This is a genomic window from Halorussus litoreus, assembly GCF_003382685.1.
Taxonomy (GTDB): Archaea; Halobacteriota; Halobacteria; order Halobacteriales; family Haladaptataceae; genus Halorussus; species Halorussus litoreus.
On sequence record NZ_QLVG01000047.1, the window covers coordinates 16,935 to 40,923 of the forward strand.

General features: G+C 59.2%; 11 protein-coding genes. 6 read left to right on the forward strand and 5 right to left on the reverse strand.

The window, feature by feature from the left end:
* Positions 1–3: 3 nt before the first annotated feature.
* The 3 genes from DPQ64_RS14200 to DPQ64_RS14210 all read right to left on the reverse strand — a co-directional run bounded on the left by DPQ64_RS14200 (position 4) and on the right by DPQ64_RS14210 (position 9,161).
* Positions 4–627, reverse strand: a complete 624-nt coding sequence (locus DPQ64_RS14200; RefSeq protein ID WP_115864976.1) for a DUF7680 family protein — start codon at positions 625–627, stop codon at positions 4–6.
* Entirely contained in the window at positions 624–3,929 is a 3,306-nt protein-coding gene (locus tag DPQ64_RS14205; protein WP_115864977.1) for a DUF499 domain-containing protein, read from the reverse strand. The genes DPQ64_RS14200 and DPQ64_RS14205 overlap by 4 nt, the downstream gene beginning before the upstream one ends.
* Before the next feature lie 471 nt (positions 3,930–4,400).
* The gene (locus tag DPQ64_RS14210) at positions 4,401–9,161 is read right to left on the reverse strand and encodes a DUF4011 domain-containing protein (RefSeq protein ID WP_115864978.1); all 4,761 of its coding nucleotides are present in this window, start codon (positions 9,159–9,161) and stop codon (positions 4,401–4,403) included.
* A gap of 275 nt (positions 9,162–9,436) precedes the next feature.
* On the opposite strand from DPQ64_RS14210, the gene DPQ64_RS14215 reads away from it, so the two are divergent.
* From DPQ64_RS14215 to DPQ64_RS14225, 3 genes are all read left to right on the forward strand, one after another.
* Positions 9,437–12,007 (forward strand): PD-(D/E)XK nuclease family protein, encoded by a 2,571-nt coding sequence (locus DPQ64_RS14215; RefSeq protein ID WP_115864979.1) that lies wholly within the window; start codon positions 9,437–9,439, stop codon positions 12,005–12,007.
* Between the two features lie 36 nt (positions 12,008–12,043).
* Positions 12,044–14,935, forward strand: a complete 2,892-nt coding sequence (locus DPQ64_RS14220; RefSeq protein ID WP_115864980.1) for a UvrD-helicase domain-containing protein — start codon at positions 12,044–12,046, stop codon at positions 14,933–14,935.
* Between the two features lie 1,004 nt (positions 14,936–15,939).
* Entirely contained in the window at positions 15,940–17,058 is a 1,119-nt protein-coding gene (locus DPQ64_RS14225) for a tyrosine-type recombinase/integrase (RefSeq protein ID WP_115864981.1), read from the forward strand.
* 94 nt (positions 17,059–17,152) lie between these two features.
* Here the strand turns inward: DPQ64_RS14225 and DPQ64_RS14230 are convergent, their stop codons facing one another.
* The gene (locus tag DPQ64_RS14230; protein ID WP_115864982.1) at positions 17,153–18,967 is read right to left on the reverse strand and encodes a DUF262 domain-containing protein; all 1,815 of its coding nucleotides are present in this window, start codon (positions 18,965–18,967) and stop codon (positions 17,153–17,155) included.
* Between the two features lie 651 nt (positions 18,968–19,618).
* Between DPQ64_RS14230 and DPQ64_RS14240 the strand changes: the two genes are divergently transcribed.
* Together DPQ64_RS14240 and DPQ64_RS14245 are read left to right on the forward strand one after the other, a co-directional pair.
* Complete coding sequence (locus DPQ64_RS14240; protein ID WP_115864984.1) at positions 19,619–20,203, forward strand: DUF7437 domain-containing protein; 585 nt, start codon at positions 19,619–19,621, stop codon at positions 20,201–20,203.
* Between the two features lie 12 nt (positions 20,204–20,215).
* Entirely contained in the window at positions 20,216–20,746 is a 531-nt protein-coding gene (locus DPQ64_RS14245; RefSeq protein ID WP_115864985.1) for a hypothetical protein, read from the forward strand.
* 11 nt (positions 20,747–20,757) lie between these two features.
* Here the strand turns inward: DPQ64_RS14245 and DPQ64_RS14250 are convergent, their stop codons facing one another.
* On the reverse strand, positions 20,758–21,768 hold the full coding sequence (locus tag DPQ64_RS14250; protein ID WP_115864986.1) for a tyrosine-type recombinase/integrase: 1,011 nt from the start codon (positions 21,766–21,768) through the stop codon (positions 20,758–20,760).
* A 1,119-nt stretch (positions 21,769–22,887) separates the two neighbouring features.
* Here DPQ64_RS14250 and DPQ64_RS14255 point away from each other — a divergent pair.
* Positions 22,888–23,976, forward strand: a complete 1,089-nt coding sequence (locus DPQ64_RS14255) for a pyridoxal-phosphate-dependent aminotransferase family protein (protein ID WP_115864987.1) — start codon at positions 22,888–22,890, stop codon at positions 23,974–23,976.
* The last annotated feature ends 13 nt before the right edge of the window (positions 23,977–23,989 follow it).

Consider the following 23,989-nt stretch of genomic DNA (forward strand, 5'->3'; position numbering starts at 1 on the left):
AGTTTACTTCACGTGGTCGGTCAACAGCGTTCGCAGGGCCTTTGCACCGTTCGGCGAAGACGGGGACCGACACTTCGCGTGCCAGTAGTAGCACTCCTCGTCGCTCATCCGGGCGACGCCGCGGGCGAACGCCCGCATGCGGTCCACGCGCTGGATGGGCTTGACGCCCGTGAACGCCAGCGCGAGGCGGACCCCGACCGCCTCCGGGAGGAACACGTCGCCGTTGCCCGTGCCCGTCGCGGGACCGGGGTCGACGTCGGCGGTTTCGAGGGACTCCCGGATCAGCGGGAGGATCGAGCGCAGGCGACTCTCGGCGAGTCGCGCGACCTTCACCGCGGACCAGTCGGTCCACGACCAGCTCTCGGCCTCCACGACCGACGAGTCACCGAACACCGAGGCGAAGGGCTCGACAGCGAGGCGGCGGTTCGCGCGTTCGAGGCGCTCGCGGCGGGCCGCGGCCTGCTCGTCCGGCAGGAGTTCGTACAGCGCGAGGGTCGCGCCCTCGGCGTCCTCCCGGCGCGCGAGCGCGAAGTTCGGCCGCCCGCCGTACACGCTACTCCCGAAGCTACGCGCGTCGAGGCCGTCCTTCTCCGAGGCTCGCGACGCCCCGCCCGGTCGCGCCGTCATTGTGTCGCCTCTGTTGGTATCTCCACCGGCCCTCTCCCTTGAACCTTCACGTCGATGTTGGTGTCGCCGAGCGCCTCGCGCAACTCCGCGAGCACGTCGTCCTCGCCGTCGGTCAGCGGCTCCGGCCCCGGCAGGTCGATGCGGAACTTCACGTCCGTGTTCGTCGTCTCGCCGAACGATTCGGGCTGGTTCGTCACGCGCGAGAACTCCTCGACGCCGCCCTTGAACTCCGCCGAGTACGATGCGTTCGACGACGACTGCGCCTCGTACTCCATCCGGACCTTGACGTGCTCGGCTCGATCCTTGATGGCCTGCTGCTGGGCGACGAACGACCCCTTCGAGAGCTGGTCCTCGCCGCCGACCGTGATCGTCACCTGCGAGACGCCGGGCGTCCCCCCGGACGATGCCGCCGAGAGTCCCTCGGTCCGCACCTCGTTGAACGCCCGCGAGGATGCCATCAGGCTCGTCGCGTGGTCCCACGTACTCGGAGGAGTGGGAGTACACTCGAGACAGCGCCCGTGCTCGTCGAGTTCGCTCTCGTCTTCGACCTTCCTCCCGCAGTTGCTACACTTCGCTTTCGTTGTCGGTTCGTGCTCCTCACAGTAGTGCGGAGGTGACCCCTCCCCTTCGACCTCCGCTCCGCAGACCTTGCACTCGGCGTCTTCGATCTCCGGCGGCTCGATATCGTCCGCGTGAACGTCCAGCAGGGCCTCGATGTCCGTGTAGACCACGTAGTCGGACCCGATCTTCACGTCCGAGTCTTGGATGGACGTCCGGACGTCCGGCGACTCCGACAGCGGGTCTGCCTTCTCCCAGTTGTCCGGGCTATCGTCCTCGTCGCCGTCCCAGTACGCGATTCTGCTCTCGCCGTCCCAGTAAGTGTAGCCCGCCTCCGAGACCATCCGTTCCACGGTCTTCCGGAGCGGTTTCGTGCTCAGGAGGTACGGTAGACCCGGCTTCTTGGCGAACTGCGTGACCAACTGCTCGGTCGTCATGCTGTCTTGGGTCTGCTGCCAGAGCTTCTGCTTGAAGAACGCCGACCCCTTCGCGCTCGCGTCCGCTCGGATCAGCCGGTCCTCCAACGTCTCCTCGACCGCGTCGACCAGCGACGTCCCGCCGTTGGCTTCGGTGGCGTTGATGGTGAGATGGGTCAGTCCATCCCGATCGACGTAGTAGAGGTGACGGTAGACGCCACGGACCAATTCTCCGAGTAGCCCGTAGGCTTGATCGCGCCGCTCTCTGAGTTCCTCCATTTGCTCCGACGAGAGGTCAGCCGTCTGCTGGGAGTCGTCCCGTAACGCTTCGAGTGCCTCCAGGGTCCGCGCTTCTTCGATTGCACTTTTGACGCGCTCCTCGTCAGGCGCGAGGAAAAGTACGTAGTTCTTGTAGACACGGCTTTGGACCTCTCCACCGTGCTTCGAGGCCGATTTCCGGTACAGCGTCTCGATTTTGTCAGGGATCTCGCTCCCACCGTCGGACACCGGCGCAGTGTCCTTGTGCATAATCGCGAGCTGAGGCGTTCCTGCGTTATCGGGGAGATCGGCCGGTGACTCCGGGAACGTTTCCGTCTCAAAACCCCCCGTGCCGACCTCTGATTCAAGGCGGCTATTGAATCTAGACCGTGCCTGCGCGTCGGGTGTGTTGTCCACGCGCCGGTCGATGATGCGGATGAGGTTCGGGTCGGACTTGAACCGGACGCGCTCCTCGTCGTAGAGGTAGTAGCACGCGACGCTCATGTCGTCGCCCGCGAGTGCCGCCAGGGCCGAGTCGTAGTTGTCGAACCGGATGTCCGGATGGCCGAGCGTCTCGTTGAGTTCTGCGCGAGTGAGCCCCGTCGCTCTCTCTCCATAGGCGAGACTGTGCCACAGAATCGTCGTGGTCAGGTGACTTCCGAGCGCAGGAACGCCCTTCTCCGTCCAATTCCGGTCCTCCAACTGGGCGTGGGCTGTCCCGTCGTCGCTGTAGATGTCCGCGGAGACGGCGGAACTCAGGTCGACGAACTCGAAGAGCGACTCCCGGAGCGTCGAGTCGATGCTCCCGTCCGGGGCGTTGTCCGCGGGGGTCAGGTCGTACAGCCGAATCCAGTGGCGCTCGTAGTGGTCGGGCTGGTAGTTCCAGCGGTAGTACACGGCGCGCGCGAGGAGCTTGAGAGCACCTCGCGTCCGCTGGAAGTTCGGGATCGTATCGATCTTCTCGGTGAGCGCCTGCACGACGGTCGGGTGGAAGGGATACTCGCGTTCGAGGCGTCCGACGTAGCTCGCGTCAGTCGCATTTTGCGGGAACTGCCGGTCAGATCCCGTGTAGAACTGGAAGTATGACTCGGCCGCCTGCGCTGCAGCATCCGAATCGATCTCCTCAAAGAGGCGATGTTGCAGAACCTTCCCAACCTCGGTCTCGTCGGTCGGCGTGATCGTCTTGTGCTGTCGCCGACCGATCTGGTTCAGTTGGTCGACCAGCGTCCGGACCTCCTCGGCTTCGTCCTCGAACGCGGTGTCCGCGACGCTGTAGACGACCGTGACGTTGTCCACCTCCGACGCGGTCTCGAGAAGCGACAGGAGGAAGCTGAGCGTCTGGTCCGCGAGCGTCGTCTCTCCGACTTCCACACCGGACGCACCTTCGAGATACGCCGCGAGTTCGTCGATGAGGATGAGTGCCGGTCCGTCGCCGAGGTCGAAGAGGTCCTTGAGCGTGTTACTCCCCGGAGCGTTTCGATCCTGGTCGTACTCCTTGAGCAGTTCGTAGCCGTCGAGCCCGTAGAGCTGGTAGGCGATCTCGCCCCACGCTGTGCGACTATTCGGAGCATCGGGGTCCGAACGGTCGCTTCGAGCGTTTCGGGCGTCGACGTGTCCACCGACGAAGACGGCCGTGTCGACACCGAGTCCCTCGTCGACGGCTTCCCGATAGCTCGACGCGAGTTCGTCTTCATCAAGGAGATGTCGGTCAAGTCCTCCGATATCGCTCGGGTTCGTTGCGAGGTGATACGAAGCGATAAGGTCGTGGGTCTTCCCGCCACCGAACCGCGTGTCGAGACAGAGGATACTGCTGGAGTATCCGCCGCTGTCGTAGCCACCACTTGCGAGGAAACGCCCCGTGAGATTACTGAGGAGTGTTTGAAGGCCCTCTGTCGGATAGGTCATATCGAAGAACTGGTCTGCCTCCCGATAGACGGGGGCTGCGTCCGCCGGCGAATGGGCTACGGTGGCTAGACTCGCCGCGAACTGGTCCTCCTGAAGCGTTCCGTCGAGAACGTCTCCTCTGGGTGTACAACTCTCGAACACGTTGGGATAATCTTTGTCACTCATATTTTCTCATTTGTATTAGCGTCTGATGCAGTCTTGGAGAGTATGATGGATTCATCTCGTAAACTACCGTCGATAACTGCCCAGGTAATACGTTTCGACCTGCCCGTTTCTGCTTGGTTTGCGTCCTTTGGTTTCTCCGTAGCCGCTTCGACACAGAAAGAAGGCGTCTGAAATGTCGTCGGTCCTTCCACACTCGTTCTTGGGCCATCGAGACGCACTAATCAGCGAAACGAAACGTTATGATCTTTACTCAGTCAATCAGGTCAGACCTTGACTCTTCACAATTTAATGCTCGTCTTTCGCATAAGGATCAACTTGAGTCATCGTCAGAGTATCAAAAATATAGTGGCGAGGAGATCATGTTCTACCGTCCTATAATTTACATCAGGGCCGTGACACACTGCTCCTGAGAGTGCCGCAGGGGAAACTCTTACTCTGCACTTCTCGGAAATATCCAGGAAATTGGCGATGTTAGTCGTAAACATCGTCGAGCAGAACCGTATCGATTTCCTTCTCTACGTATTCGAGATTCTCCTCTTGAGTCGCCCCGCCCGCTTCGACGAGTTTCGTAACGGCATAGTCGAGGTACGACTTGATGTTCTTCCCGGTGCGTTGGTAATCGTAAAGTCGAGCAGTTTCGAGAATCAGGTCCTCGCGGGTCATTTCACGACCGTGACGGAGGATGTGGTGCTGTACCACGACTAACTCTTCGGGCGGAACCTTCTCGATGTCTCGACGATGGACGTCGTGGTTACGAAGTAGAATCGATTTGGGGCGAGGTGTTGGCCAGAGAAAATCGTCGTGGCGTGCTAATTCATCTTGACGAATGAGTCGGCGTTCGATACTACCGAAGGTATCACGCATATTCTGCGTTAATCGACTGAGTTGCCAGCGCTCGATGACGGTGCGATACGCAACCTCCGCCCTAACCGGGCCGACTGCATCGACCACGGCAACCAGATACTTTGCCTTCAACTGGTCCGATATCTCGTCGAAGTCTTTGGAGACAGTGTGTGACAAGCGAGGCGGTTCGTACGGCGTCATCTCGCTCTCGATGGTGTCTCGCTCTGCTTCGGGAATCGCATCGATCTCGACAGAATCGACCTCCGTCGTCGACGCTTGCTGAAGTGTGCTCCCTCCATCAGTCTGGACCACCTCGATTTTCTCCTCGATATCGGCCAGTTCCTCCTCCTTGTTGGCGACCCAATCCGGAGACCAGATCCGGTGGATCCGCCAGCCGAGGTCCTCTAGGACAGCTTGACGGGTACGGTCGCGATCCCGAGCCGTCTTGGACGAGTGATACGCAGCCCCGTCACACTCGATGCCCAAGAGATACTCGCCTGGTCGTTCGGGATGGCGGATGGCGAGGTCGATACTATAGCCGGAACTGGAAACCTGAGATGCCACGTCGTATCCTCGCTCTTCGAATTCAGTGTACACGGCCTCCTCGAAACCGGAATCGAACTGAAGCGTCTCGGGCTCCGTGTCCTCACGGTCCAAGGCGTGCTGGCCGTGCTTGGCGTATTCGAGATAGTGTTTGAAGTCCTCGACCCCGCGATGTTTGACGTTGCTGGGGTCGATTTCCCCGGGTTGTAACGACGAAACGACCGTCACCTTCTCCTTCGCGCGGGTGACCGCGACGTTGAGCCGCCGATGCCCGCCAGACTGACTCAACGGTCCGAAGTTCATTGAGATCTTCCCGGACGAGTCCGGCCCATAGCCGACGCTGAAGATGAGCCGGTCCCGTTCGTCACCCTGCACGTTCTCGAGGCTCTTGATGAAGAACCCTTCAAGCGCATCGTCTTCACTGACGAACGTGTCTAGTGCAGGATTCTTGTCCCGGCGTACTTCGAGCTGGTCCCGAATCTCACGGGTCTGCGCCTGACTGAAGGCAATGACGCCGAGACTTTTGTCCGGGGCCTCTTCGACGTGTTCCTCGACACGGTCGATTACATGGTTCGCTTCGGGCGTATTCGTGCTCGACCCTCCCCGGTCGTAGACGCCGTCTGGGACGTAGTCGAACTCAACGCCTGTCTCGACAGACGGGTTATTCTCGGGGAACGTCTGCAACCGTCCGTCGTAGTACTTGAGGTTGGAGAATTCGATGAGTTCGTCCGTCCGACTCCGGTAGTGCCACTGGAGGTACTTCTCCGGAAGAACTGTTCCAGCTTCGTCGAGGATACTTTCGAGGTCCTCACGGACGCCTTCGTCGGTTTCCACATCCGCGTCGAAGAAGGAGGTCGGCGGTAGCTGCTTCGAGTCCCCCGCGATAACGACCTGATCGCCGCGAATGATGCTACTCACCGCGTCTTGGGGCATGATCTGAGATGCCTCGTCGAAGATGACGCAGTCGAATTCTAATTCTCCGTATTCGAGGTACTGTGCCACGGAGAGCGGGCTCATCATGAAGCAGGGCTTGAGGTCCGTAACGAGGTCTGCAGCTCTCGCGAATATCGTCCGGAGAGGTTCGTGCATCCGAGATTTCTTGATTTCCCGCCGGAGAAACGCCTGTGCAGAGCTGTCGGCGTGTTCGAGCGTCATCGTCGGCCGCCGATTGGTCACGCGATGCTGAATCTCGGCCTTCGCGTACTCCCGCTGTTGCTCGTCCAACTTTCGGAACCTATCTACCAACCGGGAGTATTCGGTCGCGCTAAACTCGCTGAGCGGCGTCTTTCGGTACATTCCGTTCAACCACTGCGTATAGAACGACCGCTTGAACGCGCTCACCAGCGTCGTCGCTGGATGACCAGAGTCGAGGAACGTATCGACGAAGTCACCTGCAGGTCCCGTCTGGACCGTCTCAAGCCGGTGTTTGAACTGCACCCACTCCTGTAGCGACCCAAGGTCGTCCTCCAGTTCTGCTACGAATCCGGAGATAGCCTTCGGCGGTTCAGTCTCCCAGTCCGCGAGCAATTCGTCCGTATCGACGTACGCATCGAAGTCGTCGATGGCGTCGTCCCACTCACTCAAGGCCTTTCGGGTGGATTCCGCAAGTTCTTCGGCATCGATATCGAGACCGCCGTCATCAACGAGTCCATTCGCTATGGAGTCAACGTCGAAGGTATCGATAGCTTCGAACTCCGCTATCCACGCTCGATACTCGAGGACGGTCTCCCAGTCTGTATCCCGCCCGTCGAACAGTTGCCCGAGAAGTCGTCGGAGATCCCCATATTGGTCTAGCTCGTCGTCGAGACGTTGCAAGTCACGGAGCAGTTTTGCGTCGTCTTTGAGTTGCTCGAATCCTGGGTCGTACTCTCCCGTCGCTTCTTCCTGAAGACGACCTTTTAGTCGGTAATAGGAGGGTTGAAGGAACCGAAGTAGGCCGTAGTTTGTCAGCTCATCGTAAAGACTTGCGCCGTCTTCTCCGAGGAACGTCTCGCTGTACTTCTCCACGAGTTCCTCGCGCTCGTCATGGTACTCTCGATGGGTGGTTGCGAACTCTTCGAACCGCCCCTCGCGGTCGTAAAAGTCGGACGTGAAGTACTCTTCCCGATGCACCACATCAGGACACTCGGCGAGTAACTCGACAAACTCGGCAGCTTCGCGGAGCGATTTCACCGAATCAACGTCGACATCGAGTGCAGTCTCGATTCGCGTTCTGGCGTCGTCGAGTTGATTCCCGGTTCGACGAAGGTTGCCAAGGGCGTCCTCGACTCGATCGCGCGTATCGACGCCCCAATCCGAGATCGTGGTGTGACGCCAGGGACTCTCCTCGTAATTGTCGACTTGTTCGTCGTACTCCGCGAGCCCCGAGAGATGCTGTTCGAGCGAATCTATCGTCTGCTGGTCGAGTTCGAGCGGGTTCGGCCCGGACCACTCGATACGGGGTGCGTCGTCGTTGTTGGCGACGATTCCGAAGACGTCGTACGTCGTCCGGTCCTGTCCGGCCGGACTTTCGAAGAGATAGTCACTGTACGCGTTGAGTTCGGCTTTGGTCCGGTCGAGTTCCTCGACGACGTCAGACCGATCAGACGGTCTTTCGAGCGGGTCCGAGCGAAGTTCCTGACCGAGACTCTCCAGTACGCGCTTCTTGTTCGCGTACTCTCCGTGAGCGTTCAAGCAGAACCGCCCGAGACCGACATCAGCGAGGCGACTCCGGACGACGTCCAGTGCCGCCTGCTTCTCGCTCACGAAGAGTACGGTCTCGTCGTCCGCCATCTTCTCGGCGATGATGTTCGCAATTGTTTGACTTTTGCCGGTCCCCGGTGGTCCCTGCAGCACGAAACTCAGCCCGTTCTTCGCTGCTTCGATGGCCTCTTGTTGACTTGAGTCTGCATCTAGCACCTGAAAAACGTCGCCAGCGGAGACGGTTTCGTCGAGTTGGTCTGCAGTCGGTGTCTCGACGTCCTGCTTGACGGCGTCCAGGTCGCCGTTCATCGCCTGCACCAAGGGATTCCCTTTTATCGCCTCGCGGTTCTCTTCGAGATCAGCGTAGAGGCTGTACTTCGCGAAATCGAAGATTCCGAGTACGCAGTCAGGGACGACACTCCAGCGGTCGAATCCGGCGATCTTCGTCTCGATGTGGGCGAAGCCATTTGTCAGATTGTCGACCGTAAATGCGTCGTCGTCTGGGAGCGTGATTCCGCGCTCGACGGCTAACTTCTTCCGGAGTGCCGGATTGAACAGGAGTTCGGGTTCGTCGGTCGAGATCGCGTAGTCGTGGCGGCCTTTCTCTCGAGTCGATTCCTCAGAAAGCGTGACGGGAACGAGAAAGAGCGGGCTTCGCAACTGCTCGTCACTGTGCTCGGCCTCGTACCAGCGGAGTGAGCCCAAAGCGATGAACAGGGAGTCAACGCCTTTCTCCTGCTGGAAACGGGTCTCCTTCAACTTCAGTTGCGAGAGGCTGTTGGCGGTGGCTTCGCGGTCTCTCGTCGACGCAAGTTCGTCTTCGTCCAGATCCTCCGGGTCCGGTGGATTTCCTCCATCCTCCTCGGAAGCAGACCGTCGCACGTAGAAGGAGTCCCCGTCGGCGAGCGTGTTCACGATAGTGCGCGGATCGGCACGATAGAGCGGAAGAGACTTCGACTTCGTCGTGGTGAAGTTGACTAAATGATTTCGCCGCGTGAGGTCTATGAGTTGGTTTCGCCAACTGTCGATCTTCTTGTCGAGCGGAGTTTCTTTGCTCCCCTCGGACGATTGGTCGGCAGTGAGCGTAGATGATGTCGCATCGTCGAACTCAGTCGTATCTGTCGTTTCGTCCCAGAACGTAGTTATCGCGTTCGTGTACGTCATGGAGGATCACGCGCCTGAGTGCAAACCGGGGGCGAGAAAGTTCCCTCGGTTTCTAGCAGATCGGGGTCCGTTTGGGATCGTACCATCTATATCAACGTATCGTTCACCTTTCAAAACCAACGTTTAATCTTTTCGAATCACTACTCCCTCGTCGATTATCCACCAAAATAGAGCCGCGTCTTACGTCGGCGTTTTTGCTCCGAAAGCAGAACAGTCATGTCCGAACTCTATCGAACGTCGATACCTTTTTGTCGTAAACTGCTCATGCGTTCCGCGTGTCAATTAGACGAGCAAAATCAGTCGATTCTCTCTACGAAGACTGCGAGGACTACGATCTCGTCGTCGTTCCAGAGGCACCGCTCGCGAGAGCGCTGAACCGTCGATTGGACGAACCCCGCCTGGGAGCGTTCGCAGCCACGCCTCGCCGACTCGCGGTGAGTCGAGAAACGAGGCCCGACGATAGACAGCTCTTCCTCGAAGTCGTCGACCGAACGGAACTCGGCTGGAAACGGGCCTCGCACCTCGTCAGCGCCGTCCTCAACTGCTGGGAGAAGTCGGGCGACGTCGAGGCCATCCTCGGCTACGACCGCTTCGACGACGAAGCGACGCGAACGGTCGTCGACATAGCAAAGCGAACCGAGACTCGCCATCGACGACTTGCAGAGTACAGCGTCGAAGACGACCAATCCATCGCAGTCGTCGGTCCCGAGTTCTTCACGGAATTGGAGCTCTCCGTCCTCCCCGACGAGTACGACGAAATTTCGCCGTTCGCCGAAGACGCCTTCGACAGGCCGCCGTTCCACGTCTTCGACTCGACGGCCGCCATCGTCGATACACTGCTTGACACGGTGTCCGCCGAGAACGCGGAGGACGTCGCGGTCGTGATGAATCAGGGAGGCACGTTCCCCGCGCTGGTCGAATCCGCGCTCGAAGCAGAAGACGTCCCGTTCCACGGCGGACCGGGCTTCGCGGACGAATCCTTCCACCGGCTCTTCGTCCAGTCGCTCCGCGCGGGATTTGCCGGAAGCGACCTCCGGGTGAAGGACGTCAAGCCGATACTCGCCGAACTCGACGAGTCGCCGAGTATCGACCACGACGAAAAGCGGCTCTCGGCCGTGGACCTCCGAGAAGTCGACTGGCTCGACTCCTTCTGCGACTCGCTCGACGACTGCACGTTCAGGACCGCGCTCGAACAGTTCGAGCAGCGAGCAGACAGCCCACTCACCCGCTTCGAGGAGGAACTGGAAACGCTCAGCATCGCGGACGAGCCCGTGACGGAGACCGCCGTGGACGAACTCGCGTTCTATCTCCAAAGCTACGACGTGCCGGTCGACCGCGAGGACGAGGGCGTCCTACTCGCCGCCGCGAAGTCCTCTGCGTACGTCGACCGCCCGGTGGTGTTCTACCTCGGTCTCGACCAGGACTGGACGTACTCCCCGCCCGTCTGGCCGTGGGTCGACGAGGAAAGCGAGTTCGAGCGCCATCTCGACCAGTTCCAGTTACTCATCCAGAACGGCGTCGATCAGTACTACCTCGTCCGAGACGAAGCGGGTGGGTCCCCCGTAACCCCCTGCCTCTACTTCGAGGAGCTACTCGACGAGGAGTTCGACCGCTTCAGAGACCTCGATTCGATTCCACACGGCCACGTCAGGTACGCGACCGAGGACGGATTCCAGCGAGAACCCCGTGACGTCGAACCGGAGTCGGTCGAGACCATCAGCCAGTCGAGCCTGAACACGTACGCCAACTGCCCGCGAGACTACTTCTTCAGTCGCATCGTCGACTCGCCCGACCAGGATTACTTCCGCGAAGGCAACCTGTTCCACGACTTCGCCGAATTCTACGTCCACCATCCCGAGTTCGTGGATGGCGAGACCATCAACGACGTAGTCGAGGCGATGCTCGACGAGATGTCGCAGTTCGTCGGCGACGTCGACCGACCGGTCCTGGAAACCAAGTATCGAATTGGCATCCAGAACGTCGTCGAGTACCTCGACGAGAATCCGCCCGACGTCGACTCGTTCGTCACGCCCGACGGCGGACGATGGACGAACACCTTCGCGGACCACTTCGACCGATCCGTCGATTCAGACGCCACCGAGCGCTGGTTCGAGAACGACCACCTCGGACTCAAGGGGAAGATCGACCTCGTACACGGTCCAAACCGCCTCCTTGACTACAAGAGCGGGAGCAAGAAGTCGGCGTACTCCATCGTGAAGCACTCGTCGTTCGATCCAATGACCGACGAGCCGAACTTCCAGGCCCTGCTCTACCTCGCGCACCGCCGGAGCGAACGTCCGGGCGAGCGACTGGAATTCACCTTCTTCCACTTCTTCGAGACCCTCGACGAGGTCGTCGCCGGTGAGGCAGACGTCGAGGACACGCTTACGAAGGTCACCTACTTCCCGATGCCATTCGACGAGTACGTGGCTTCCCGAGATGCCTTCGAGAAGCTATGCGACGGGTACAAGGACTGTCGACAGACGTTCGAGGACCTCGGCTACGAGCGCTATCGGGAGATAATGCAACGTCACTCGTTCCCCGATACGACCGACAAGAGCGAACTCCGCGAGTCGGCTTTCTCGGAGGCGTTCGCCGTGGACGTGGCGGCTGCTGTCTCGGAAGACGTAGATGCCGAGAAAGGCTGTGATCAAGCGATTCGGGAACTCAATGGGGTCCGGAAGCGGAACTTCTTCGAGGAAGAAGTGGACGCCTTCGAGGAGTTCGTCGACGAACGCTTGGACGAGTTGAACCGCTACCGCGCAGGCGACGCCCGCTTCCCCGTGGGTGAACCGAACTTCGACCGCGTGGACAACCGCGACCTCGTCCTCACCGACGATGACTGAACAAGCCCTACCGACGACCCATCCGGCTCACCCACAATGACCGACCCTACACCCAACGACCGACAGCGCAAACTCATCCAGAACACCGACGGCATCTATCTCGTCGACGCCGGGGCTGGCACCGGGAAGACGTTCACCGTCACCCGGCGGTACGCGAACATCTTGGCGCAGGATGGCGTCGAACCGGACGACATCCTCCTCATCACGTTCACGGACAACGCGGCGACCGAGATGCGCGAGCGCATCGTCTCCCACTGCGACTACGAAATGCGACAGCTGGCGGACGCGCCGATCCAGACGTTCCACAGTCTCTGTCACGACATTCTCCGCGAGTACGGCGTCGACGCGCCGACGCACCTCGACATCGACGACCGGATCACCGAATCGACCAGCATCGTGAGCGACGACATCGTCGAGGAGGCACTCTTCCGGGAATTCGTCGACCGATTCGGTGACGACCATCCGGAGTACGCCGACTTCCTTCGCGTCGTCCGCGACCGGACGAACCTCCTCGACCTCGTCAATCAACTCGCCGCGAAAGGCGTCTTCCCCACCGAAGACGGCTGGTATCGAAACGGCGAACGGTACCTCGACGGCGACTTCGAGGCGTTCGAGGAGTTGTTCGACGAGGTGAATCGTCCTCGGAACGGGGGACGCAAGCAGTCGGCGCTCCGGAAGAAGCTCGGTCGGTACGGACGCAACAAGTGCTACCTCCCCGACGCGCCGGAAAAAGGGGAACTTCGCGGTGGCCGAGGGACCAAGCAGGTACCCCGCGAGGTCGCCGAGCGAGTCTTCGACGACGACCGCGAGGCGCTCAAGGAGTTCGTCCACGACGTATACTACGAGTACGTCGAGTTCGCACTCCGAAGGAACTACCTCAACTTCGGCTTCCTCCAGTTGTTCGCGTTCGTACTGCTCTGCGAGGACCATCGCGTTCGAGAGGAAGTCTCGTTCGAGTACGCGATGGTCGACGAGTTCCAGGACTCCAGCGAGATCCAGTTCAAGCTCGCGCTCCTGCTCGCCAATACTGACAATCTCTGCGTGGTCGGCGACTGGAAGCAGAGCATCTACTCGTTCCAATACGCGGCGGTCGAGAACATCCAGCAGTTCCGCGAGCGCCTGACCTGCTTCGCCGACGAACTGAACGAGGACGCCGAGGACCACGAGCGAGTGGGGTTCCCGACTGACGACGTGACCGACATCGCGCTGGTCGAGAACTACCGCTCGACCCAGGATATCCTCGACTTCTCCGAACACAGCCTCATCACGCCCGCGACGAGTACGGACGAGATCGACGAGCAAGCGATGCGCGACCGAATCGTCTCGCTCGAATCGAACGCCGACCGTGAAAACTCGAATATCGAGGCGATTCAGAGCGACGATGAGTACGAATCCGTTCTCACGAAGATTCAGGAAATCGTCGGCAACGAGGCGTACGCGGTCGAACCAACTGAGGGGGAGGGGAAGGAGGTGAGGAAGGATTCCGACGAACTCCGAGCGCCGCGCTACGAGGACGTCGCAGTCCTCACTCGAACGCGGGACTTCGGCCGCGAACTCCAGCAGATTGCCGACGAGTACGGGCTGCCGATGGCCTACGAGGGCGGCGTCGAGTTGTTCCGAACCGACGAGGCGAAGCTCCTGCTGGCGTGGCTCCGCATCCTCGAATCCGATGCCGACCGGGGCTGGGCGACGGTCCTCGAAAGAGCGGGCTACGGTCTCGATGAGGTCAAGCACGCTGTCAAGCGCAACGAATATCCATCTGACATGCTCGCCTTCCGCGACGAACTGGCGAGTATCGACACCATCGGTGGCGTCGTACGTCGGGTGTTCTCGAAGTACGGATTCGACGACGCGTACGCCGACGTGCTGTTAGAAACGCTTCAGTCGGCATTCGACGCGACAACCATGACGCGTGGCGACCTCGTCCAGTTCATCGAGCGTGGAATCGAAGCGGGGAGTACCCACGAGGTGAACGACAGCGCCGGGACGAATTCCGTGACGGTCCAGACGATCCACGCCGCGAAGGGGCTCGAACACCCCATCGTGATCCTGGCGAACGTGAACGAGAACCGGTTCCCACCGACCGGCGTCGACGCGACTGCGATCACCTACGAGGACCCGGTAGGTCTGCGCCAGCGCAAGCAGTACGCCGAGGCGCACGGCCACCCCTACGTTTACGACAACTGGCGCGTGGACGTACTGCGGAAATGTCTACCGCAGGAGTATGACGAGGAGCGACGACTCCTGTACGTGGCGATGACTCGCGCGGAGAGCCATCTCGTCCTCTCGGCTGGCGAGTCGCCCAGCGGCCTGTTCGAGAATCTGCCCATCGAGCCCCAGAGAGTCGAACCAGACGTCGCGGTGGACGACTCGACGCAGACCGAACAGGCTCACCTCCAGATCTCCGTCTCGACTCGTGATGGCCCGGAAGGCTACACGCCGCACACGCTGATGCGCGACGACGTGTTCGAGGAGGTGGAGGAGGGTGAGGGAATCGAGTTCGGGTCGCGGACACACGCGTTCGCGGAGCGGTACGCGCTCGGCGAAAACGTCGACCTGTCGAACGAGGACGAACGGAACGTTCGAGCGCTTATCGACTCGCTCGACGGCGAGCTCCGCGTCGAGGAGAAGGCATATCTCCCGCTCACGGTGGAGGGCGAACGGGTCACCATCTCGGGCATCGTGGACCTGCTCCACGTCACTCCCCAGACGGTCGAGGTTATCGACTATAAGACGGACAGGAGTCGGCACGCGCGCTCGGAGTATCGGAAACAGTTGAGCGTGTACTACCACGTCGTACGGGAGTGTTATCCCGAACGGGAGATTTCTGCAAGCTTGTTTTATACGCTCGATGGGGTGCGTGACGAAGTAACGCCAATGTCGAGGGAGGAGATCGAAGCGCTGGTTCAGGGGCAAGAGGACGGATAGGAAGACAAACGTCGAGCCTGGTTTCGTTTCTGGTGATAACCAAAGATCGACGGTCCGTTGTGATCGACCACTATGATGTGTGACAGTCGTTCTCTAGGGTACGCAGGTGGGTGGCGAGTTTCCTTAGTTTACATTCCTCGTCGGTGTGACCTCTTGCCAGAAGTATACGCACTCCCAAATCAACACCTCGTGGTAGCTACGCAGCCTCGGTGACGGTTCATCGTCATAGCCGAAATCCAAATTAGCACCTATAATCGTACTCGGCGATCCGTCCGTTATCTCCGATAGCTGCTAGCGGGCCGAGCCCCCTATTCGGGGATTCGGTGGGGATCGAAGCGCGGTCGGAGCACGGTCAGGGGGCGGTCGGAGCGCGGTCGGAGCGCGGTCGAGGCGCGGTCGGGGTGCGGTGATGACCGCGGTGATCGCGGTTATTCGCGGTCGTTCGCGGTCAGTCGCGGTGGATTCGCGGTCAGGGCGCGGTCCCACCGCGGTACCGGCGCGGTACCGCGACCGCCCCTGCCAGAATCGTTCAAAACCCCGCGAGAGCCAATTTCGATCTATAATTACCGCCAGCTAGGGTGCGAGTGACCCGGAAATCGGCGGCTCACGAGTAAACAACCCTTGAAGCTCTCCGCCGTCGTCGTTTTTCTGGTTGAAGACAATCGGAATGAATGTAGATCGCAGAGGGACAAAACCCTCGATAGCCGAGAGTTCGCGGTCAGTATGGCTTCTACCGGCTATTTCCCGATCGAATCCCCGTTTTATTCCCAGTTTATAGAGCGTTCGCGGCCAAAATCGGCTCTACCGTCGATATTCGGAATTTGAACGAAGACGCCTTTTTATTCTCTCGACTATTGCCGACACTCCTATGCACGCCCTAGCCCCTACAGTCTCTGCAGCTCCACCGTTTGCGGGAGCGCGGAGGTCCCCTTCGAGCACGAAACAGGCAAACCACTCGGTACTCGCGAACTGTAACTTCTCGCCCTCAATACGGGGTGGAAACGATGAGTGACTTCGAGGGCGAGGACAAACTCGACGAGATCCTCCGACACGTTGATCCGCGCTCGGATCTCGACTCGGTTCCGGCTACAGAAGCCGTAGACAAGTACCTCGAATCACGCTCGTCCGAGGTCACGGGCAATACCCGCTCGGAATACGAGGCCAAACTCGGCAATTTCATAGAATTCTGTGACCAGCGCGACATCGAACAGGTAAAGAATCTCGATGGAGCGGCGTTGGACGACCTCAAAGTCTGGATCAGAGAGGAAGTTCCAGAAGTAACCAAAGAGTACAGTCCGAAGACGATGCGGGACCAGATGTACCTGCTACGGAACTTCCTCAGGTACCTCGAACAGATCGAGGCCGTCCCGGCCGGACTCCATGAGAAGGTCGACGTTCCAGAACTCGAAAGCGACGACGGCGTTAGCGACGAGTTCCTCGAAGCAGAACGCGTTCGGTCGATCCTCGACCACCTCTCAACCTTCGAGTACGCGTCGCGAGAGCACGTCGTGTGGCTCCTTCTCTCCCTGACTGGTGGCCGGAAAGGAGCCATCCACAGTCTCGACGTGGACGACTGCCACGTGGACGGTGAGAACTACATCGAATTCAGACACCGCCCGGAACAGGGGACGAGATTGAAGAACGGGATGAAGAGCGAACGCGAGGTCAGCATTCCCGCGTCTGCAGCTGAGGCCTTCAGCGATTACGTCGAGACCACCCGAATCGGCGTCACTGACGACTACGAACGCCGTCCACTTCTCACGACCAAGTACGGTCGCGTCTCGAAGTCGACGCTCACGAAGGACGTCTACAAGTGGTCCCGACCGTGCATGATCTCGGACGACTGTCCACACGAGCGCAGTGTCGACGAATGTTCTGCGGCTACGAACTTGGACGTCGCGTCGAAATGCCCGTCAAGTGCGTCTCCGCATCGAGTTCGGACGGGCTATCTGACGACGGAGCGGAAGAACGGCGCCCCGAAGGAGGTGCTCAGTGAGCGGTGCGACGTGAGCGAATCGATCCTCGAAAAGCACTACGAGTTCCTCTCCGAAGAGGAACAGCGGAAGATGCGTCAGCGTATTTTGAAGGAGGTCCGCGGCGATAGTGACGGATACGCAGGATGAGATTGCTGTTATTTGCCCATAGAGTTGGACAGGTTGAGATTCGTAATGTATGCCACGTGTCATGGAAGGAGGCCAGTTGCGCAAGGCAACCTGCTTACGAACAGATACGATCTATTAGTTGCTGCTTGATTTCCGCCTCTCGTTCCATGATGAAGCTGTCAAAGTCGTCGTTCTTCAGGTGGTCATAGGCCGCATCCGAAATGAAGTGACCTTTCATCAACTCACGGACAGTCTCTTCGTCCCCGTGAATCTCTTCCATCTCGGCCAGATACTCAGAGGGCTTCTGATTCTGGATCTTCTGGTTCGTCTCATCAACGATGAGCGTTCGATTCAGGATCGAATCCTTGAACCGATCAAAATTGGTCGCACGCTCCGGCGGGAGGTCACTCACCTTCTTCGGAAAGATGTGATGATCGTTGATCGCCTGTTCGGTGAAGTCACCAGTTCCGAGGATACGCTCGTTATAGAAGTCTCGTACCCCGTTCAACGCCAACAGACAGATGATCGCGTTGTACCGGCCAGAACCCTTGTCCTCTGTAGCGAGGTCCATCTCTGTGATGAATTCCTCATCTACTTTCCGCAGTTGTTCAATCTCTCCACCTCCAGAGAACCAAGTCTTCCAGTCCCGGAAATCTTTCCCCATCGCAGTGTCTGAAGACCCGCTGTAGTCCTGCGAAAACACTGCAGACCAGTACCATCGCTGGAGCGTGTCGCTGAACTGGTTCTCAGTGACGCTAGAGTGGCCCTCATTATACTGCCATAAGACAGCAGCCAACACCGGGAGGATGGGATTGTACGGGATGAACTCCCCGCGGATTGCACCGAAGTCTGTCCGCCCTGTGTTCATAATCCTCTCTCGGGCGTCCTCAGCATAGTCTACCGCTGACCACCACAAATCCTTGAACTCCTCACCTGACTCGATCAATACCTCTTCGTAGCGGGTTCCATCTGGTTCCTCACGAACTGTCTCTTCACCGGGGATTAGGTTGTAGAGATACTTGGACGAACAGTAGTTCTGTCTCCGAAGAGAGATGATTTTCAGCAGGTTCTCATCCATGTTCGAGTCGATGCGCTTCAGTTGGTCGTTCGGAAGTCCCTCCCACAGTTCTTTCCGTAGTTGTACATCGTATGGATAGAGAAATGCATTCATGAGGTCGAACGTAGAGAGCTTCATCCCAGTATCGTTGACCTTGGCAAAGATATTGCAAATATCTGGCATACTCCGTTCGCTCGCCAGCAAATACACCACGAAATTGTAGTTCAGAATGTTAGTAAACACTTCCCGTACTTCCCACATCTGTGTGTTATCTGGTAGATCTTCTGACCGCTGTTCAACGAACTGAGTTGCCCACTTATTGAATTCTTCTGAGTCAATGTAATCTCGCCTGGGTTGGTCTGGATCTTCAGCTGAGAGGATACACAACGGAACTTGGCCGCTCTCGATCCACTTGCCGCGATTGCTTCGAAGCTCCGACCAACTTTGGTAATTCTCCGTCTTCCATGTGTAGTCTACCGCTTCGTCGTAGTCGTCGTTGAGAACCCTGATGAGATCTACATAGAACACATAGTAGGATTTCCGATTTGGAAACCGCTTCTCAGGATTGTGGATTGCGTAATAGAGAGAGGACAGTCGCTGTTGCCCGTCTAAAACAGCCTTATTGGGCCTATAAGCCGCTGTTGCTCCCCATACAGGATCCCATTCCTCCTGTTCTGCTCTGTGGTTGTCCAGTTCCCAGAACAACAGTAAACCGGTGTAGTAGTCTTGTAGAATTGAAATGAACAACTCCGATACCATTGAAGGCTCCCACTCGAATCCACGCTGGAAATACGGAATCACATAGTCCCCTGATGCGACATCGCTCATCAACACCCGTACTGGCTTCGTTCCTGGGTCTTCAACCTCGACCATACTGGTTCCTCACACATACACAGCACTTGAATATTCCCCACCGACAGGCTCTTCAAAGAACGGACTAGGTCGGACCCCGTTTGGGCTATGTCTATAGATTGTTCAGATACTCCCGCCGCTGTTCCATCTTCTCACGCTCCGACCGCCTGTCGTAGTGATGTTCGATCACTTCAGTACTCACGTTCGCCCGGTCACTAACCACCTTATCCGGCATGTCGTTGTTCAAACTGTGCGTGATGCTCCCCTGCCGGATCGCATGAGGATTCAGCGACGACGGACACTTTGAGGTCTGATTCCGCGACCGCGCTTCACAGGTCAACGGGTCGGGGTCGTGCGGGTACTCATCCGCGTACCGCAGGGCTGATTCCACTTGTAAACGTAGAACCGGAGCGTAGACTTGCTCGCTCGTCCCTGCAAGGTCGTCAGCAACGGTTCACGTCCATAGTCGTGGGTAACGTCCGAACACTGGTCGACGATTCAGTCATCGAGGCGGTCGCACACCCGGTCGAAAAGCGCGATCAACCGTTCTCCGTCTTCCTTGTTCTTGATTGGTAGCCCCTGATTCAGCCGGTACCGCCCTCACCGTACTGTCTATCCAAATCGTAGTCAAACCCCCAAGCGTTATTACTCAATACACGAATTATGAATTGTATGTCGGAAGCCGCCGGGGATCCCGAGCGAGCCGTCAACGGCCTCCTGTCGGTCGCCCAGCTCTTGGAAGAGCCGCGGCTGGCGCGACTCTACACGTTCGTGCTCCGCGAAGGGGAAGTCACCATCGACGACATCGTCGACGCACTGGAGACGGCACGGACGACTGCGTATTCAGACATGGGAACGCTTGTTGATCTCGGGGTGCTGACGCGAGACGAAGAACAGAAGACGCACACGTATTCCGCGGTTCCGATTACTCTCACCGCCAACCTTGACGGCAACGAGTACACAGTCACTCCGACGCTCGTCGACGCGTTTGGACGCTCGCCCCAAGACCAGGACCTCAACCTCCTGCTCGAAAAGCACGGCCTGGGAAAACTCGCTGCCGCACTCACGTACGCAGTTCCATACGCCGAAGGTGAGATGTCCGAGCGGGTGGCTGCTCGGGAACTCGATCTCCAGCATGCCTTCGCCATCGCCGTATTGCAAGCCCTCAGGGAGATCGTGCTCGACATGAAGACGGTCGATCCGTATTTCGATAATATCCGAAGCGCCCGCGAGGAACCGCCTGAAACAGAGGACTGACAGGTGGCACAGATGAGTGGATCTTTCTATCCGATGCAGGAGGACGTCATCTGGGTCGCGGACACTGGGCTGTTCGTCGCCTGTGGCCGCCAGCAGAACAACAAGTATACCGCACTAGAGCGGTTCGCCCAGCGGAACGACCTCTCGTTCGTGATTCCGCAGCGCGTGTACGACGAACTCGGTGGCGCTCCAGATCGAAGTACGCCGGGTCAAACCCCGATCAATAGTGCAATCGATGCAGGCTGGGTGACTGTCGCCGAAGAACCGGACTACACGAACAGCACTGTGTCGCAAGTCATGGACGACGTTCGGACGTTCATCGCGCAGTCATCAAACCGGCGAGAAGACCAGATCGAGAAGGCAGATACCGCACTCGCGGCCGTTGCGGCGGAGCATCTCGATGTCGGTGATGCTGAATTCACGTGTGTCGTGACGACCGATATCGACGCTGGCGAGGCTATCGTCTCCGCACTGTCGAAGAATGGGTTCGACAACCGGGTTCAATTCAAAAATGGATTCGAGTTGTTCGAAGATATTACCTGAACCGCATTCCGTTACAGGTCGTCAAGGTAGTCTCTCCGCTGCTCCATCTTCTCTCGTTCCGACCGTCTATCGTAGTGCTGTTCAATGACCGCAGGACTCACGTTGGCCCGGTCACTAACGACTTTTTCAGGCATGTCATTGTGCAGATTATGCGTGATGCTACCCCGTCGAATCGCGTGGGGATTCAGAGACGAGGGACATTTCGACAGGTGATTCCGTGACCGCGCTTTGCAATCCACTATTTCACGGTCGTGCGGACACTCACCCTCGTATCGGCACGGTTGCGTCCACCTGTAGACGCAGTGTCGGAGCGTGGCCTTGCTCGCACGTCCCTGAACGGTCGTCAGTAGCGGTTCACGCCCATAGTCGTCGGTGACGTCGGGACGCTGGTCAACAAGCCAATCGTCGAGGAGTCTGCACAAGCGGTTAGAGAGCGCGACCAGCCGTTCACCGTCTTCTTTGTTTTTTATTGGTGTCCCCTGCTCCGCACGATGGCGAACCTCAATGTATTGTTCGTCGGAGTGATAGTCCTCGACGTCCAGTGCGTGGACCCCTCCGATGCGCATCATTGTGTGCCACATCAGCGCGACTGACACGTGGTCGATGGTCGCGTACTCGTACTTCTCCAAGTGCGCCAAGACTTTCTCCGCTCGCTCCGACTTCAGTATCTCGTGGCGCGTGTTCTGCTCGGGTGTAATCGACGGTGACAGCACCTTCTCGCTGAGGTCCTGTTCGACGCCGTCGACGCTCTCCACCCAGCGGACGAACACGCGGAGTGTGTCCATTTGGGTCTTCTCGGTGACGGGTGAGAGGTCACCCTCGTTGCGCCGCCACAGCCGATACTGGTGGAGCTGGCGACCCCTCAGCGTATTCAGGTTCTCGATGTCCTGCTCGTCGCACCACCGGATGAAGTGGTTGAGCCGGTACTTGTGGGCCTTCAACGAGGCCTTGGCGAGTTCGTTTTCCTTGTCTGCAAGGTACAGTTCGAGCGCGGTCTCGGGTTCGATTGGTTCCAGACTCATGGATTCGCTTCCTCGGTTGTGTAGCGAATCGCGGTCTGACGGCCACTCGCGAGACGCCGGATTTCGTCTCGCTCACCCGGCGAAAGGTCGCTTTTCCCGCCCGTCTACATGGAGCCTGCAGCGCCCATTCGAGTTTCGAGCGGCTTCACATTCGCACGAGGGAAGCAGCGCGTAGTACCGTTGCCGTAATTCGAGAGGTGCACTATGATGTCCCGTCCGGGGATTCCGCTGTTGGGTCCGCATCCGTCGTGGTGGTTTCTCTTGTCGGCGTGTCGGTCGCGGTGGGTTCTGTCGTAGTCGTCTCTCTGGTCGTGGTGTCTGTCGTCGTGGCGTCGGTCGTGGTAGTCTCAGTTGTGGTTGTCGTGGGTTCCGTCGACGTCGGTGAGTCGGTCATCGTGGACTCCCGTGTCGGATTACAGGTGGTCGCGTTGGAGAGTCGGACTCGAAAGTTCCCGCATCGGGTTGTGTCCCCTGTCAGACTGAATCGATAGGTCTCACCGACTGTCGGGTGCGTCGAGTCAGCCGGGACGAGAAGAAAATAGGTGACGTCAGTGCATGTCCGGCATTTGAATACGTCGCCGTCGTTGCATTGGGTCATTCCTCGGTAGAGCCGTTTCTCGATGGTCGCTTCTTGGTCCGTGATGTCGGTCTTGTTCCCCTTTGTAATCCACCCGTAGATTCGTGGCTCGGTCTGGCCGAGAAGCTTGCCGGGCTTTGTCAGCGGAATACTGCCGACTAATGCGCCAACTCGTTTGAGTACTCGACGACGCGAGTGACGGTCCCCCCTTGCCATCTCCTACAGTGTAGTATTGAGCATGGCCTAATAATGATTATATATGGCTTCCTACTACTGTCGGGATGGTATTGTTTGCTGTTCCCCGTGATGCTTTGTCGTCTCGTCAGCTCCATCCTGGGGACTGGCGAAGTTCTACGTACGCTCGCTGAGGTTGTGGCCCTCCTGTTCTTCAGTGTTGACAACGGTCCGCGTAGTGGAGCCAGCAGGACTCATAAACTACCGTCCAAACCCGGTAGCGCCCATTCGTTTTCCGACGCTCCGAAGCCGAATCGCGACCTGCCGCTTCGGCCACCTTTAGGAACACCAGTCCCGAAACGTCGTGCATGGACGACCGCGACGAACTCCTGATGACGCCCGGCCCGACCGCGCTCCCGCCCGAGGTCCGCGACGCGATGGGTCGCCCGCTGATCAACCCCGACGTGGAGGCCGAGTTCGCCTCCGAGTACGAGGCGCTGCTCGACAAGTTGGCAGCGGTGTACGGCACCGACGACGACGTGCTGGTCCTCAGCGGCGAGGGGATGCTCGGACTGGAAGCCAGCGTCGCGTCGCTGGTCTCGCCCGGCGACGACGTGCTCTGTCTCGCGAACGGAATCTTTGGCGAGGGATTTTCCGACTTCGTGGAGATGCAGGGCGGTAACCCCGTGGTCCACGAAGCCCCGTTCGACGCGGGGTTCGACGTGGAAGCGGTCAAAGACGCCGTCGAGGAGCACGAGTTCACCGCGGCGACGCTGGTCCACTGCGAGACGCCGACCGGCCTGCTCAACGACTTCGAGGAGATCCTCGGCGTCCTCCAGGACGCGGGCGTGCTGACCGTCGTCGACGCCGTCTCCTCGCTCGGCGGGACGCCGGTGCCGGTCGAGAACATCGACGTCTGTCTCGGCGCGTCCCAGAAGTGCTTCAGCTCTCCGCCTGGGCTGACCACGCTGTCGGTCAGCGACCGGGCGTGGGCCGAGGTCGAGGACACCGAGCAGGATAGCTTCTACACCAGTCTCGCGCCGTGGCGCGACGTGGAGTTCGAGGAGGGCGAGCCGGTGTTCCTGCCGTACACCCACGCGGTGTCGAACCTCTACGCGCTGGACGCGTCGCTCGACCGGCTGCTCGACGAGGGCCTCGACAACGTCTACCAGCGCCACGAGGCGGTCGCCGAGCAGTGTCGCGAGCGCGGCCGCGAGCTGGGCCTGGAGCCGTTCCCCGAGTCGGACGACCTGTGTTCGCCGACCGTGACCGCGTTCCGCGCCGAGGGGCGCGCGGGCGACCTCAAGCGCCGCCTCGAAACCGACCACGGCATCGTCGTCGCGACCGGGCTGGGGGAGTTCGCGGACGACGTGCTCAGAGTCGGTCACATGGGCTACAACGCCGACCCCGGCCGCGTCGAGCGCACGATGGACGCCTTGGCCGACGTGCTCGAATAGGGACGGTTCGCGG

Excerpts from the sequence above, each read along its gene's own strand:
- DPQ64_RS14200 (WP_115864976.1), bottom strand. The coding sequence starts at position 627 with ATGACGGCGCGACCGGGCGGGGCGTCGCGAGCCTCGGAGAAGGACGGC.
- DPQ64_RS14205 (WP_115864977.1), bottom strand. The coding sequence starts at position 3,929 with ATGAGTGACAAAGATTATCCCAACGTGTTCGAGAGTTGTACACCCAGA.
- DPQ64_RS14210 (WP_115864978.1), bottom strand. The coding sequence starts at position 9,161 with ATGACGTACACGAACGCGATAACTACGTTCTGGGACGAAACGACAGAT.
- DPQ64_RS14220 (WP_115864980.1), top strand. The coding sequence starts at position 12,044 with ATGACCGACCCTACACCCAACGACCGACAGCGCAAACTCATCCAGAAC.
- DPQ64_RS14225 (WP_115864981.1), top strand. The coding sequence starts at position 15,940 with ATGAGTGACTTCGAGGGCGAGGACAAACTCGACGAGATCCTCCGACAC.
- DPQ64_RS14230 (WP_115864982.1), bottom strand. The coding sequence starts at position 18,967 with ATGGTCGAGGTTGAAGACCCAGGAACGAAGCCAGTACGGGTGTTGATG.
- DPQ64_RS14240 (WP_115864984.1), top strand. The coding sequence starts at position 19,619 with ATGTCGGAAGCCGCCGGGGATCCCGAGCGAGCCGTCAACGGCCTCCTG.
- DPQ64_RS14245 (WP_115864985.1), top strand. The coding sequence starts at position 20,216 with ATGAGTGGATCTTTCTATCCGATGCAGGAGGACGTCATCTGGGTCGCG.
- DPQ64_RS14250 (WP_115864986.1), bottom strand. The coding sequence starts at position 21,768 with ATGAGTCTGGAACCAATCGAACCCGAGACCGCGCTCGAACTGTACCTT.
- DPQ64_RS14255 (WP_115864987.1), top strand. The coding sequence starts at position 22,888 with ATGGACGACCGCGACGAACTCCTGATGACGCCCGGCCCGACCGCGCTC.